The sequence below is a fragment of the Pseudomonas sp. E45-MNA-CIBAN-0222 genome (assembly GCF_040310405.1).
GTDB classification, from domain to species: domain Bacteria; phylum Pseudomonadota; class Gammaproteobacteria; order Pseudomonadales; family Pseudomonadaceae; genus Stutzerimonas; species Stutzerimonas stutzeri_AC.
In genome coordinates this window covers 434,081-447,981 of sequence record NZ_JBEOPU010000001.1, presented here as the reverse complement: position 1 = coordinate 447,981, position 13,901 = coordinate 434,081, and the positions used below count along the sequence as shown (strand labels likewise).

General features: G+C 61.4%; 15 protein-coding genes and 1 tRNA gene. 8 read left to right on the top strand and 8 right to left on the bottom strand.

Features of this window, described 5'->3' with window-relative positions; translation table 11 throughout:
• Window positions 1-107: 107 nt before the first annotated feature.
• From AAEZ08_RS02060 to AAEZ08_RS02030, 7 genes are all read left to right on the top strand, one after another.
• Window positions 108-1,745, top strand: a complete 1,638-nt coding sequence (locus tag AAEZ08_RS02060) for a VRR-NUC domain-containing protein (RefSeq protein WP_500123605.1) — start codon at window positions 108-110, stop codon at window positions 1,743-1,745.
• Window positions 1,742-4,030: a helicase C-terminal domain-containing protein gene (locus AAEZ08_RS02055; protein ID WP_500123604.1), complete on the top strand. Its 2,289-nt coding sequence runs from the start codon at window positions 1,742-1,744 to the stop codon at window positions 4,028-4,030. Before AAEZ08_RS02060 ends, AAEZ08_RS02055 begins: the two co-directional genes overlap by 4 nt.
• An 88-nt stretch (window positions 4,031-4,118) precedes the next feature.
• Window positions 4,119-4,205 (top strand) — tRNA-Leu (locus tag AAEZ08_RS02050).
• 280 nt (window positions 4,206-4,485) lie between these two features.
• Window positions 4,486-4,890, top strand: coding sequence for a hypothetical protein (locus AAEZ08_RS02045; RefSeq protein WP_003284978.1), 405 nt, complete (start codon window positions 4,486-4,488; stop codon window positions 4,888-4,890).
• Window positions 4,890-5,576, top strand: a complete 687-nt coding sequence (locus AAEZ08_RS02040) for an RES family NAD+ phosphorylase (protein ID WP_058065870.1) — start codon at window positions 4,890-4,892, stop codon at window positions 5,574-5,576. Before AAEZ08_RS02045 ends, AAEZ08_RS02040 begins: the two co-directional genes overlap by 1 nt.
• Window positions 5,577-5,731: 155 nt before the next feature.
• Window positions 5,732-5,911: a hypothetical protein gene (locus tag AAEZ08_RS02035; RefSeq protein ID WP_082644028.1), complete on the top strand. Its 180-nt coding sequence runs from the start codon at window positions 5,732-5,734 to the stop codon at window positions 5,909-5,911.
• A gap of 132 nt (window positions 5,912-6,043) precedes the next feature.
• Complete coding sequence (locus AAEZ08_RS02030) at window positions 6,044-7,297, top strand: alginate export family protein (RefSeq protein ID WP_003284974.1); 1,254 nt, start codon at window positions 6,044-6,046, stop codon at window positions 7,295-7,297.
• Between the two features lie 42 nt (window positions 7,298-7,339).
• Here the strand turns inward: AAEZ08_RS02030 and arsJ are convergent, their stop codons facing one another.
• From arsJ to AAEZ08_RS01990, 8 genes are all read right to left on the bottom strand, one after another.
• Window positions 7,340-8,554: an organoarsenical effux MFS transporter ArsJ gene (gene arsJ, locus AAEZ08_RS02025; RefSeq protein ID WP_230357285.1), complete on the bottom strand. Its 1,215-nt coding sequence runs from the start codon at window positions 8,552-8,554 to the stop codon at window positions 7,340-7,342.
• Window positions 8,555-8,736: 182 nt separating this feature from the next.
• Window positions 8,737-9,741 (bottom strand): ArsJ-associated glyceraldehyde-3-phosphate dehydrogenase, encoded by a 1,005-nt coding sequence (locus tag AAEZ08_RS02020; protein ID WP_058065873.1) that lies wholly within the window; start codon window positions 9,739-9,741, stop codon window positions 8,737-8,739.
• Between the two features lie 25 nt (window positions 9,742-9,766).
• Window positions 9,767-10,093, bottom strand: a complete 327-nt coding sequence (locus tag AAEZ08_RS02015) for a YnfA family protein (protein ID WP_003284967.1) — start codon at window positions 10,091-10,093, stop codon at window positions 9,767-9,769.
• 10 nt (window positions 10,094-10,103) lie between these two features.
• On the bottom strand, window positions 10,104-10,598 hold the full coding sequence (locus AAEZ08_RS02010; protein WP_500123602.1) for a cyclin-dependent kinase inhibitor 3 family protein: 495 nt from the start codon (window positions 10,596-10,598) through the stop codon (window positions 10,104-10,106).
• An 18-nt stretch (window positions 10,599-10,616) separates the two neighbouring features.
• A complete protein-coding gene (arsH, locus tag AAEZ08_RS02005; protein WP_058065875.1) occupies window positions 10,617-11,330 on the bottom strand; it encodes an arsenical resistance protein ArsH in 714 nt (237 codons plus the stop codon).
• A gap of 19 nt (window positions 11,331-11,349) precedes the next feature.
• Window positions 11,350-11,820, bottom strand: coding sequence for an arsenate reductase ArsC (locus AAEZ08_RS02000; protein WP_500123601.1), 471 nt, complete (start codon window positions 11,818-11,820; stop codon window positions 11,350-11,352).
• Window positions 11,821-11,833: 13 nt separating this feature from the next.
• Window positions 11,834-12,190 (bottom strand): metalloregulator ArsR/SmtB family transcription factor, encoded by a 357-nt coding sequence (locus AAEZ08_RS01995; RefSeq protein WP_003284962.1) that lies wholly within the window; start codon window positions 12,188-12,190, stop codon window positions 11,834-11,836.
• Between the two features lie 10 nt (window positions 12,191-12,200).
• On the bottom strand, window positions 12,201-12,614 hold the full coding sequence (locus tag AAEZ08_RS01990; RefSeq protein ID WP_374365752.1) for an arsenate reductase ArsC: 414 nt from the start codon (window positions 12,612-12,614) through the stop codon (window positions 12,201-12,203).
• Between the two features lie 191 nt (window positions 12,615-12,805).
• On the opposite strand from AAEZ08_RS01990, the gene AAEZ08_RS01985 reads away from it, so the two are divergent.
• Window positions 12,806-13,888 (top strand): ArsO family NAD(P)H-dependent flavin-containing monooxygenase, encoded by a 1,083-nt coding sequence (locus AAEZ08_RS01985; protein ID WP_500123600.1) that lies wholly within the window; start codon window positions 12,806-12,808, stop codon window positions 13,886-13,888.
• The last annotated feature ends 13 nt before the right edge of the window (window positions 13,889-13,901 follow it).

Genomic DNA, 13,901 nt, shown 5'->3' with positions numbered 1-13,901 from the left:
CGTGAGGCTTCCGCTTATCACCGGACAATTGCCAAATGCCGCTCAAGCTGTATAAATAGCCAGTCTTTGAGTGGGCCGCGCGCGCCCCAGCTGCAGCGGGATGTGCAATGCGTCAGGCTCTGGAAAATCCCTTCTACTACCTCGAAAACTTCCAACAGGTTCTGGCCTGGGTGAGCCGTCACCACAGTGATCTGCTGGATGAGACCGAGCTGGCGTTTATTGATCGTTTTGCCCTGCTACCGCAGCCTTCCCAGGCACTGCTGGTACGCATGGTCATGCGCAAGGGCATGCTGTTTCGGGCAAGCAAGCTGCGCTATCCGGAGATTGGCTGTTCGCGGCACGCAGTCGAGCCATTGATCGATCAGGGGTGGGTCGATGCATCTTCGGCCCTGACGCTCGAGCAGCTGTTCGCTTTGCTGACCAAAGGCGAGCTGCTGCAGGTGTTTGGGGCGCCTGCATCAGCCAGCCTGCGCAAGGCCGAACTGCTGGAGAAGCTGCGCGCCGCCCACCAGATGGCCAGGCCGTTTCAGGCGTGGTGCAGCCAGATCGAAGACGCTGTATTCGCGTTATGCATAGACGATCTGTGTGAGCGCCTGCGTTTGCTGTTCTTCGGCAACATCCATCAGGACTGGTCGGAGTTCGTTCTGGCTGACCTTGGCATCTATCGTTACGAGCAGGTCGTCTTCTCGCCCAGCTCACGTGCCTTCAACTGTCGCACCGAGCTGGATGCCTATCTGCATCTACATCGTTGCCGCGAGCGTTTCGATACCGGCGAGCCATTGAGCGATGTGCTGGCCGACGTGCCCGAGGTGCCTTATGCCAACGCCTGGCTGGAGAGTCGCCGCGGCAAGCTGCTGCTGCGTATCGCCCAACAGTTCGAGCGCATCGGTGACCTGGCAGAAGCCCTGCGTCTGCATGCCTCCAATGGCTATCCCGGTGCTCGCGAGCGAGCGATTCGTGTGCTCGAACGCTGTGGCCAGCCTGCAGCAGCGCTGGAGCTGCTAGATCAGGCGCAGGCTGCGCCGCAGAGTGAGCACGAGCTGCAGCAACTGCAGCGAATCAAGCCGCGCCTGCAGCGCAGCCTTGACTTTCCTACGATGCGCTCACTCAGCCGCAAGCCGGAGCAGCTCGATCTGGTCCTGCCCCGGGCCGGCTGTAGCGTCGAGCATGCGGTGCGCGAGCACCTGTCGACGCCAGACGCGCCCGTCTACTACGTCGAGAATGCCCTGGTCGGCTCGTTGTTCGGCCTGCTTTGTTGGGACGCGATCTTCGCACCGCTTCCCGGTGCGTTCTTCCACCCTTTCCACTGGGCGCCGGCTGATCTGAATCGTGCGGATTTTCAACAACGGCGCGCCGATCTGTTTGCTGCCTGCCTGGCCTGTCTGGACAGTGACGACTACCGCGACTGCATCTGGCGCACCTTTCAGGCAAAGCTCGGCATACATAACGCGTTCGTCACCTGGGGGCTGCTCGACGAGGAGCTGCTGACCCATGCTCTGGCGTGCATTCCCGCCGCGCATCTGAAGCTGATGTTTCAGCGCATCCTCGCTGATGTTTGCGGCAATCGCACTGGCCTGCCGGACCTCATCCAGCTGTGGCCCGAAGAACGCCGCTACCGGATGATCGAGGTGAAAGGCCCGGGCGATCGCCTGCAGGACAACCAGAAGCGCTGGATCGATTACGCCCATCAGCACGGCCTGCCTATCGCAGTCTGTCACGTGCAGTGGGCCGAGGTCGTGGCGTGAGCTATCGGGTCGCGGTGCGCGCACTCTGCGAGTTCACCGCCAAGGTTGGCGATCTGGACCTGCGCTTCACGCCCTCGCCCACCGCGCTAGAGGGTATCGCCGGCCACGCCCAGGTCACCGCTAGGCGCGGCGAGGGCTACGAACGTGAAGTGGCTCTGGAGGGCCAATACGGAAAACTCACGGTGCGCGGCCGCGCCGATGGCTACGACCCGGCGCGGAACCGCCTGGAGGAAATCAAGACCTTCCGCGGTGATCTGGAACGTCAGCCGGCCAACCATCGGCAGTTGCACTGGGCGCAGGCGAGGATATACGGCTGGCTATTGTGCCAGACACGCCAGCTCGACGAGGTCGAGCTGGCACTGGTCTATTTCGACGTCGCCAGCCACAAGGAAACGCAGTTCGTCGAGCGCCACGCCGCAGCGCAGCTACGCGCATTCTTCGAGACCCAGTGTCAGGCGTTTCTCGACTGGGCCGCACAGGAAATGGCCCACCGCGCCGCGCGCGACCAGGCACTTTCCGCCCTGCGCTTTCCCCACGACGAATTTCGTACCGGCCAGCGGCAACTCGCCGAGGCGGTGTACAAGGCAGCCTGTACCGGCACCACGCTCATGGCGCAAGCGCCGACCGGTATCGGCAAGACCCTGGGCACGCTGTTTCCGCAACTCAAGGCGTTTCCCGGCCAGCAGCTCGACAAGCTGTTCTTTCTCGCTGCCAAGACCTCCGGCCGCCGCCTGGCGCTGGATGCACTGCAAACGCTACAGCGCAACGGTGCGGGTGAATTGCGTGTGCTCGAACTGATCGCGCGTGACAAGGCCTGCGAGCACCCGGACAAGGCCTGCCACGGTGAATCCTGCCCGTTGGCGAAAGGCTTCTATGATCGTTTGCCTGCAGCCAGAGCAGCGGCACTGCAGCAAAGCATGCTCGATCAAGCGGCCCTGCGCGAGGTCGCCCTCGCCCATCAGGTCTGCCCCTATTACCTCAGCCAGGAGCTGGCGCGCTGGGCGGACGCCGTGGTCGGCGACTACAACTACTATTTCGACATCAGCGCCCTGCTCTACGGCCTGGCGCTCAACAACGACTGGCGTGTCAGCGTGCTGGTGGACGAAGCGCACAACCTGCTCGAACGCGCGCGCGGCATGTATAGCGCTGAGCTCGATCAGCGGGCCTTCGCCGGTCTCGGCAGCAAGGCACCGGCGCCATTGAAACGCCCACTGGGCCGAGTACAGCGCTGCTGGAACGACCTGCATCGCGAGCAGCTGGTGGATTATCAGGTGCAGTCCGAGCTGCCGCTCAAACTGCTCGGCGCGCTGCAACAGGCTGTCAGCGCCGTCACCGATTATCTTGGCGAACAACCCGGCGGGCTGGATGCAGAGCTGCAACGGGCCTATTTCGATGCCATGCATTTCTGCCGGGTCGCTGAACTGTTCGGTGAGCACTCGTTGTTCGATATCAGCCTGTTACCCGCAATTGGCCGCGGCAAGACCAAGCGGTCGATGCTGTGCCTGCGCAATGTGGTTCCAGCGCCCTTCCTCGCGCCACGGTTGAAGCAGGCTCGTTCGACGGTGCTGTTCTCGGCCACGCTGAACCCGCGCCGGTTCCATGCCGATATGTTGGGCCTGCCCACGGGTAGCGCCTGGATCGAGGTCGAATCACCGTTCCAGGCCGATCAGCTGCGGGTGTGCCTGGCCGATCACGTCTCGACCCGCTATCAGCACCGTCAAGCCTCACTGGGTGCCGTGGTCGAGCTCATCGCCCGGCAATATCACGAGCGAGCCGGCAACTACCTGGCGTTCTTCAGCAGCTTCGATTACCTGCAGCAGGTGACCGCGCTGCTACGCGAGCAGTATCCGGATGTGCCCTTCTGGGAGCAGACTCGCGGTATGCAGGAAGCGGCCCGCAGTGCATTTCTCGACCGATTCACCGAGCACAGCAAGGGTGTCGGTTTTGCCGTGCTCGGTGGCGCATTTGCCGAAGGCATCGACCTGCCGGGCAACCGCTTGATCGGGGCCTTTATCGCCACCTTGGGCCTGCCCCAGGTCAATCCGGTCAATGAGCAGTTCAAGACACGCCTGGATCAGCTGTTCGGCCGCGGCCTGGGTTACGACTACACCTACCTCTACCCAGGGCTGCAGAAAGTCGTGCAGGCCGCGGGCCGGGTTATCCGCACACAGAGCGACGAGGGCGTCGTGCATCTGATCGACGACCGCTTCGGCCGGCCGCAGATAGGCCGTCTGCTGCCGAGCTGGTGGCAGTTTTCGCCAGCATCCAACACTGAGGTCACGTAAGAGACGCCGTTCGGGTTGCGTGGTGCACGGAGGCTCGCTATAGTCCTGCGCCGCCGATTCCCCATCGGCACACTGCTACACAGCCTCCGCCCGGATGGCGAAATTGGTATACGCAAGAGACTTAAAATCTCTCATCCGAAAGGGTATGCGGGTTCGACCCCCGCTCCGGGCACCAGTCTTTTCAAGGCTTTCAGCCTTCCAATATCCGTTCTGCCATTTGCGCATTTGTTCATTTTTGCAATTGGCGCGAGCGTTCCTGTTACGGCCGCAGCGCCTGGCGAACGTCAAATCCATTGAACGCAATTTACTGCTTGGTTGTTGGCTGACGTTCATATCGAACTTACCGCAACGCGCTGTTGCTCTTATCAATGTCCAGAAAGATAGTGCGCGCGTATATGTATCTGCAGATACATATAGTGCTATGCTGAGTCCATGGAATCAATCGAGCAATTGCCATGACTGCGACTCTTCAGGCACCCGCGTTTACCAAAGACCAGTGCGCCGCCGGCCTTCGTACTGCGGTGAACATTCTTGAAAAATGGCAGGCGTCTACCGAACAGGCCTGTCGGATACTGCGTATTTCCCGCAGTACACATGCACGCGCCAAACTGCGGAATACCGATTGGTCGGTCAGTCTGGATCCGGACCAGATGCAGCGCGTCAGTTTTATTCTCAATATCCATGCGGCACTGCGGCTGATGTTCGATAACCCGGAGAATACTTACGGCTTTGCGGCAATGCCCAATCACAACGAATTCTTCAATGGACGATCGCCGCTGGAAGTGATGGCTCAGGGCGACATGATTTCCCTGTACGAGTCGTTCCGTCGCATCGATAGTTTGCGAGGCGCGCAGTGGTAGTGCCGAAAGGGCTTCCCGTGCGGGCCGATGCCCGTTGTCAGGCCTATCGGCTGGTCAACTCCAAGTTTCCGCCCATCGATCTGTTCGATGATGTAGCCGACGCCGAGGAGTTCGAGATTCTCTATCAACTTCAGGCGCTGACTAATCCGAGGTTGCATAACGAGACTGGCCGTCTCGAGTTGATCCCGCGATCAGAAATACCGTTTGGCATTCCGGGCTGCTCCTACGCCACGGCGCCATTCACCCACGTCAATCCTGCGGGTTCTCGCTTCAGCGATGGCAGCTACGGCGTGCTGTATTTGGCCGACAGCATGGAAACGGCGCTAGCAGAGGTCAGGCATCACCAAGAGCAATACTGGTCGAATGTCGAAGGTCTGAACTTCGAGCGGTTCGTTTTCCGCGGGCTGTCATGTCAGTTCAACGAGGCTGGGCTGCTGGACGCCACGAGTGTGCCGATGTCGGAACCGATCTACGACGCTGATGATTACACCCACTCTCGCCAGTTCGGTCGCCTGGTCAGACAGGGTGGATTTCCCGGGTTGCGTTATCACTCGGTACGAAATCCGGGCCAGCATTGCTGGGCTCTTCTAACGCCAAGACGCGTACTGTCCATTATCCAGACCGCACATTACGAGATGATCTGGAACGCCGGTATTACCAGCGTCAGCGTCATTGCCGAAGTCTGATTGCACCCAGATGCGGTAGCTACCCTCCTCTCTGCACCGACTATCCGGTTCGGCCCTGTTGCCAAACCACTGTAACAATCATCGCGCATTGTCTGCTCATGGACTCCCCATGGCGCAAGGACGCTCCACCGAACTCACAATGTGAGGACGCGAACATGAGCAAGCGATCACTCGAAGAACTGGTTACCCGATCAGATATCAGCGCACTTCAGCCAATGGCGCATTGGCGCCGCGAGCGCCGGAGCGGTCAGGATAAGTCCGCTCCGAACGCTGCCGCGCTGATTCGGCGAGCGGCACATGATATCGGCATGCTGAAAGCCGCAGCACATAGCTAGAGATACCCCTGGCTGACTCTGGAACGGGCCGTGAGGTGCTTTCCAGAGGCATTTTTACAGCCTTGACGGCTGTCAATGGCAAAAATAGTAAGCAGCCTATCGTTCGCTCCGATGTCAACCAAGGAGCGGCACATGAAGAACCTGCATCCACATCACCTGACCTCCTACCTGCTGAGCGCCGGCCTGCTATGCAGTCCGGCGGTTTTTGCCCAGGAAAACTTCAGCACCATATTCACCGACGCTAAGCCGATTCTGGACCTGCGCTATCGCTACGAGCACGTCGATCAGGACAACGCACTCAAGCACGCCAACGCCCAGACGCTGCGCACTCGCGTCGGCTTTCAGACCGGCAAGTGGTACGGCTTGTCGGCTCTGGTCGAAGCAGACAACGTAAGTCGATTGGGTGATGCCGCCTACAACAGCACCCGCAACGGCCAAACCGACTACTCGGCAGTGCCGGACCCTGACGGCAGCGAGATCAACCAGGCGCTGTTGCGCTACGACCATGCGTTCGGCAGCGCTATTGCTGGCCGCCAGCGCATCAATCTGGACAACCAGCGCTTCGTCGGTGGCGTCGGTTGGCGGCAGAACGAACAAACCTACGACGGCGTGCTGGGCCAGCTGCAACCGCTCGACAAGCTGACGCTGACTTACGCCTACATCGATAACATCAACACAATCTTCGGCCCGGGCGACAACCGCTTCGACAATCGCGCCAACCCGGCCAATATCGAAGGCCACAGCCATCTGTTCAACGCCCGCTACGCGCACTCACCGGAGCTGACGGCCACCGCCTACAGCTATCTGCTGGGACTGGACAACATCGCCACTGCACCCGCCGCTGCGCTCGGCACCCTGTCCAGCAAAACCACAGGTCTGCGTCTGAATGGTGGCCTCCACGGCATCAGCTATGCGCTTGAATATGCTCGCCAGCAGGACTACGCCGGCAATCCTCAGGAGCTGAGCAGCGAGTACTACCTGGCCGAGCTGGGCTATGCCCTCAAGGGTGCGACTTTGAAAGCGGGCGTGGAAGTACTGGGCGGCGACTCGGGGCCGGGCAATCGCGCCTTCCAGACGCCTTTGGCCACCAAGCACGCCTTTCAGGGCTGGGCCGATACCTTCCTCCTGACGCCGGCGGACGGTGTGCAGGACGTTTACCTGGGGGGCACACTACCGCTCTTCGGCGGCACGCTGCAGGCCTGGTACCACGATTTCCGCGCCGAACGCGGCAGCGAGCAGTACGGGGAAGAGATCAACATCGGTTACAGCCGCGCCATCCCGCTGGTCAAAGGGCTGGTCGCAACGGTCAAGTACGCCGGCTACGACGCGGATGACTATTCGGTGGACACCGAGAAACTCTGGGCACAACTGCAGTACACCTACTGAGCGATACAGGTCGGGCGTTCGCGCTCGACCTTCCCTACTCAGTTATTGCGTATGACGCGGCAGCTGCAGCGAGATAATCGCGGCGAGCAGTACGAAGAGAGAAGACACCCACAGGCAAGCCTGCAACCCATAGGCCTGGAATACCCAGCCTGAGAGCAGGGTACCGATCAGGCGGCCCATGGCGTTGGACATGTAGTAGAAGCCCACGTCCAGAGAGACGCCGTCTTCCTTGGCATAGCTGACAATCAGGTAGCTATGCAGCGAGGAATTCACCGCGAACAGCGCACCGAATAGCAGCAGCCCGCCGATCAGCACCCATTGGGGCGATGCATCAGTTGTCAGGCCCACAGCGATTGCCGCGGGTAGCGCCGCCAGCAGCGCGGCCCAGATGAAGGCCGCACGTCCATCCGGTACCTTGCCGCTGCGCTTGCCGGTAATGGCCGGCGCCATCGACTGGACGATGCCGTAGCCGATGATCCAGCAGGCCAGAAAGCCGCCGACCATCCAGAAATTCCAGCCGAAGACGGTGCTCAGGTACACCGGTAGCGCGATGACGAACCAGACATCGCGAGCCCCGAAGAGAAACAGCCGCGCGGCCGACAGCACGTTGATTGCCTGGCTTTTGGAGAGGATGTCCTTGAACTTTGGTTTGGCCTTCGCCTTGCCAAGATCCTTTTTCAACAGGACCAGGCTGCTGATCCAGATCACGGCTAGCACCGCAGCCATCGCCAGGACCGCGCCGGCGAATCCCAGCAGCGTCAGCAGTGCGCCACCGAGGAAAAATCCCACGCCCTTGAGCGCATTCTTCGAGCCGGTGAGGATGGCCACCCACTTGTACAGCGTGCCCTGCTGGCTGTCGGGTACCAGGAGCTTGATCGAGCTCTTGGCCGACATCTTGTTCAGGTCCTTGGCGATACCGGACAACGCCTGCGCACCCATCACCCAAGGCACAGTCAGCCACGCCGCAGGCACGGTGAGCATCAACAGCGCCACGACCTGCATCGCCAGGCCGAGGTTCATCGTCCGGTTCAGGCCGAGTCGAGCGCCGAGATAGCCGCCAATCAGATTGGTGACGACACCGAACACCTCGTAGAACAGAAACAGCGCCGCTATCTGCAGTGGCGTGTAGCCCAGCGAATGGAAATGCAGCACTACCAGCATGCGCAGCGCGCCATCGGTAAGCGTGAACGCCCAGTAGTTACCGGTGACGATCAGGTACTGGCGCACCGCGGGGGACAGTCGGGCAAGGGCTTGCATGGTCGGTTCCGGATTGATTGAGCAGGTGCATTGCGTAGCTAGATTGGCGAGGAGCTATGGCGTGGCATGCCGAGAGTCGGGGGCGTCGAGTCACGGATTTGCCGTAGGGTGGGCTTCAGCCCGCCACCCTGCCGTTCTTCCATAGCCCGCACCGCTCTCAGCGAACGCCACTCAGCGGCATCTCACCCTGCCAGCCCCACCATGCGCGCCAGTTCCACGGTGCGGTTGGCATAGCCCCATTCGTTGTCGTACCAGGCGTAGATCTTCACCTGAGTGCCGTTGACGACCATGGTCGACAGCGCATCGATGATCGACGAGCGGGGGTCGGTGCGGTAATCGATGGAAACCAGTGGTCGTTCCTCATACCCGAGGATGCCCTTCAGCTCGCCCTCTGCCGCGGCCTTGAGCAGCCGGTTCACCTCGGCGGCATCGGTAGCGCGCTCCACTTCGAACACGCAATCGGTCAGCGAGGCATTGGCCAGCGGCACCCGCACGGCATGGCCGTTCAGCTTGCCGCGCAGCTCCGGGAAGATTTCGGCGATCGCCGTGGCCGATCCCGTGGTCGTGGGAATCAGGCTCATGCCCGAGGCGCGGGCGCGGCGCAAGTCCTTGTGCGGCTGATCAAGAATGCTCTGGGTATTGGTCAGGTCATGGATGGTGGTGATCGAGCCGTGGCGGATGCCGAGCTGCTCATGGATCACCTTAACCACCGGCGCCAGGCAGTTGGTGGTGCAGGACGCTGCGGTGACGATGCGATGCTGCGCCGGATCGAACAGCCCATCGTTGACGCCCATGACGATGTTCAGTGCGCCCGGCTCCTTCACCGGCGCGCTGACCACCACGCGTTTGACGCCCTGCTCCAGATACTGCTGCAGCACCGCCACGGTCTTCATCTTGCCGCTGGCCTCGATGACCAGATCGCAGCCCGACCAGTCGGTTTCACTGATCGCCTTGTTGGCGCTGACCTTTATTCGCTGGCCGTCGATCACCAGGCAGTCGCCATCGGCGCTCGCTTCGCGCTGCCAACGTCCGTGGATGGAATCGAAGTTCAGCAGATGCGCATGGGTCGCCGCGTCGCCAGCGGGATCGTTGATCTGCACGAAGTCCAGCTCTGGCCAATCCCATGCCGCGCGCAGTGCCAGACGTCCGATGCGGCCGAAGCCGTTGATGCCAACTTTGATGCTCATGGATGACTCGCTTTTGAAAGGTGAATCAGGAAGTTCGTGGCGCAAACATGATGATCGCCATGCCTAGCATCGCCACGGCGCAGCCAAGCAGGTCCCACCAGGTCGGGCGCACGCCATCGACCAGCCACAGCCAGACCAGTGCCACGCCGACATACACGCCGCCATATGCCGCATACACGCGCCCGGCGGCGGTGGGATGCAGCGACAGCAGCCAGGCGAACAGCGCGAGGGAAAGCGCAGCCGGCAGCAGCAACCAGATACTCTTGCCCTGTTTCAGCCAGAGGTACGGCAGATAGCAGCCGACGATCTCCGCTATCGCGGTAATGACGAACAGGCCAAGCGTATTCAGCATGCGAAGCCCGTCATGCGCCGAAGCGTTCGATCCAGCCGACATGGGCCGGATGCTGGATAGCCTTGGGGCGCAACGCCTGGACGCTGGCGATAGCGGTTGCGCGCGGCACGTCGCGGTCTATCAGGATGCGCGCTGCGATCAGTCCGGTACGACCAGAGCCACCCTTGCAGTGAATGGCGACGCGCTTGCCGGCATCCAGCAGTTCATTGATACGGTCTGCCGATCGCTCCCAGGCCTGTTCGAAGTCCGCCAGCGGCACCTGTTCGTCAGCCACCGGCAGGTGAAACCATTCAAGGCCGCGCTCGGTGCAGAGTTGCGGCAGCTGCGTCGCCTCGTTGCGGGCCAGCTCTTCGTCGGGCATCAAGGTGATCAGCGCGTCGGCGCCGGCCGCTTGCAGGGTCGCCAGCGCCTCGTCGACGCTGCTTCCCTTGCTGCCGGGACACGGTGTGAAGATCAGCCGACCGGCGCTGCCGGGCACATCGAGGATGTCGTAGGGATGAGACACGCGGGCGATTCCTGGAAGTCAGATGGAGCGTTGATTGACGCGACGGGACAGCGCTTCGGCTGACTCCTTGCGTTCCGAATAGCGATCGACCAGGTAGTCGGCCCGACCGCGTACCAGCAGGGTGAACTTGATCAGCTCCTCCATCACATCCACCACGCGGTCGTAGTAGGCCGAGGGCTTCATCCGGCCGGCGTCGTCGAATTCGAGAAAGGCCTTGGCCACGGAGGACTGGTTGGGGATGGTGACCATACGCATCCAGCGGCCCAGCACCCGCATCTGGTTCAGGGCGTTGAACGACTGCGAGCCGCCGCTGACCTGCATGATCGCCAGCGTCTTGCCCTGGGTCGGCCGCACCGCGCCCATGGCCAGCGGCACCCAGTCGATCTGGGCCTTGAATACCGCGCTCATCGAGCCATGCCGTTCCGGCGAGCACCACACCTGGCCCTCCGACCACTGCATCAGCTCGCGCAGTTCCTGCACCTTCGGGTGGCTATCAGGCGCATCGTCCGGCAGCGGCAATCCGGATGGATTGAAGATGCGCGTCTCCGCGCCGAAACGCTCGAGCAGGCGCGCAGCTTCCTGTACCAGCAGGCGACTGTAGGAGCGCTCCCGGTTAGAGCCATAGAGCAGCAGGATGCGTGGCCTGTGTTCTGGACCTGCCGGCAGAGCAAGCTTGTCCAGGTCAGGCATATCCAGCAGATCTGGGTCGATATTGGGCAGATCGTCGTTCATTAGGCATGTCCTGCAAGGTTCAAAGTGTGCCGATGCGCGCCAGCTCGGTTCTCAGCGTAGCGGCATCCAGTTGTGCGAGCGGTAGCGCTAGAAACGCGGTAAAACGTAGCTTGAGCTTGGCCAGCGTGGCATCGAACGCCGCCTCGATTTCGTCGGGACTACCGACGCTCTCGGAAGGATCGACAAGTCCCCAGTGCGCCTTGGTGGCGGGGCCGAAATGCACCGGGCACGCTTCGCCAGCGGCCTTGTCGCAGACGGTAATGACGAAGTCGGGATTCAGCGCCTGATGCGCATCGCTGCTCTTGCTATACAAGCCATCAGCCGCAATGCCGGTCCGCGCCAGCGCCTCAAGCGTCAGTGGATTGATTTCGCCTCTTGGCTCGCTGCCGGCGCTGAACGCGCGCATGCCGACCGGCGCAAGGTGATTGAACAGCGCCTCGGCCAGAATGCTGCGGCAACTGTTCGCGGTGCAGAGAAAGAGAATCTTCATAGTCATCCTTGCTTCAGGCACATGAACTGGCGCGTTCGGGGCGGTTGCGCATGCTTTCGAGGCGCTGCACGTTGTCGCTCAACCAGTTCTTGTTCGCGGCCAGGATCGGCTGCAGCATGTCGGTCACCCAGTCAGGCAGGTGCGGATGGAGCCGGTAATACACCCATTGGCCCTGACGGCGATCTTCCAGTATTCCGCAGCCGCGCAGCAGCGCCAGATGCCGCGAGATCTTCGGCTGGCTTTCATCCAGCGCACAGGTCAGCTCGCATACACACAGCTCTCCCTCACGGGCGATTAGCAATGCAACCCGCACGCGAGTCTCGTCTGCCAGGCATTTGAATACAGTGGTAGGTGTCAGGTGCTCGACCATTGATATCTTCTCAGCGCTTGTTCTTGACCAACACGAACATCTTGATCCGCTCATGTATCTCGTGAAGCGTGTGCCGGTAGGCATCCGGCTGGTCGCTGCTGGCAGGGTCTTCGAAGTTCCAGGCGATGTACTCACCCGCGCCAGGCAGCGCGTGGCACTCCAGCGATGACTTGTCACAGAGGGTGATCACGAAATCGAACTGCTGCTCTTCCAGTTCCGTCAGCGATTTGCTACGCAAACCCGCGGTCGGCACGCCGAGTTGCTCGAGCGCCGCCAGGGCGCGCGCATCGACCTCGGTCGGTGCTGTGCCTGCACTGAACGCCTCGAAGTGATCCGAGTCGGTATGCCGAAGCAACGCCTCGGCGAGCTGAGAGCGTGCCGAGTTAGCGACGCAGACGAACAGGACACGCGATTTGTAGGCCATGAAGCCGTTCCCCATAAGATATGCCTGGGCGAATATATTGCTTAGCGTATAAGCAAGTAAAGCATCCTTGAGCTCGGCCACCTATCTACAGCGCGCTGTAGATAGGCAAGTTTGTTGCGCCGGGGCAAGAGGCGTATATTGCGTATCGCATATATTTATTCGAACGAATATCAACATACGGGAGCCGCTTGATGACAGCACCCAATGTTCTTGATGTCATCATCATTGGTGCAGGACAGTCCGCCCTGACGACCGCGTACTTTCTGCGGCGCACGTCGCTGTCCTATCTGCTGTTGGATGAACAGCCCGGCCCCGGTGGTGCCTGGCTGCATGCCTGGGACTCGCTGCGGCTGTTCTCACCGGCCGCCTGGAGTTCAATCGCTGGCTGGCCGATGCCTGCTCCGGCCGGGCTGGGCAATCCTACGCGCAACGACGTTATCGATTATTTGCGACGTTACGAAGACCGCTATCAATTTCCGATTCAGCGACCGGTTCGAGTCGATACGATCAGCCGCCTCGACGATCTCTGGCGTGTGCAAGCAGGCGATCATCAGTGGCTGGCTCGCGCAGTCATCAGCGCGACGGACACCTGGAGCAAGCCTTTCATTCCGCCTTATGAAGGGCGCGAGTTTTTTCAGGGTGTGCAGATTCACTCGGCGCACTACCGTGACCCCGCTCCCTTCGCAGGTAAACGGGTGATGGTGGTAGGCGGCGGTAACTCCGGCGCGCAGCTCCTCGCCGAGCTATCCAGTGTCAGCGAAACACTCTGGATCACCCAGGAGCCACCTGCTTTTCTGCCCGACGGCGTCGACGGCCGCGTGCTGTTCGAGCGCGCCACCGCGCGCTGGAAGGCGCAGCAGGAGGGGTGCAGCATCGACGAGCCGGCCGGCGGCTTCGGTGACATCGTCATGGTGCCGCCGGTGCGCGAAGCCCGCGAGCGCGGCGTTTTGGTAGCCGAACCCCCATTTGTGCGATTCACCGAAACGGGCGTCGAGTGCGCGGATGGGCGCTCTGCGGACTTGGACGCGGTGATCTGGTGCACCGGTTTTCGACCAGCCTTGGATCATCTTCGTGAACTCGGTGTCGTCGAGGCGGATGGCAAGATACAGGTAGAGGATACCCGGGTCGTGAAGCAGCCCAACCTATGGCTGGTTGGCTACGGCGACTGGACCGGCATGGCGTCTGCCACGCTGATCGGCGTCACCCGCACGGCGCGAAGTACCGTCGATGAGGTCGTTCAGGCACTTGCCGCAACGTCCCTGCAGCGCCCCTAGCAACCACCGATGC